Here is a 354-nt window from a genome sequence, read left to right as displayed (position 1 = left end):
ACACCCCCTACCTGTGCATTGAACAGGGCACTGCCGCTGCCGTTGTTTGTGCCGCTTCCCCCTTTCAGACGGCCTCCGGCCGCACCCACCACCGAAGCAACCGCACCGGTCTGCGCTTTAATCTCTTCTTTAATGTGCTCGGGTAACAGGTTGGGATTGAATTTTCCCGTTGTCGGGTCAATCGCGGTATGGCCGTCGTCGTATTGTTTGGCCAGATACTCGGCCGCACGTTCGGCGGCAACGGCAGCGCTGCCGCCGGCCAGCGGGTCGATGCCGTTGGCGTAGGCCAAGGCGGCGCCGAGCATAAAGTGGCCGATTGCTTGGGCGGCTTCGTTTTTGTTTTCACCGTGGCCG

1 pseudogene is annotated in these 354 nt (G+C 61.3%); it reads right to left on the bottom strand.

Annotation, left to right across the window (positions count from 1 at the left end):
* Nucleotides 1–354 (bottom strand): annotated as a pseudogene (locus HMPREF3047_RS11655) (hemagglutinin); the annotation flags it as partial.

Source organism: Neisseria sp. HMSC075C10, from assembly GCF_001815615.1.
GTDB classification, from domain to species: Bacteria; Pseudomonadota; Gammaproteobacteria; order Burkholderiales; family Neisseriaceae; genus Neisseria; species Neisseria subflava_A.
Note: the sequence above shows the minus strand (reverse complement) of the source record. Positions and strands in the feature narration are given on the sequence as shown.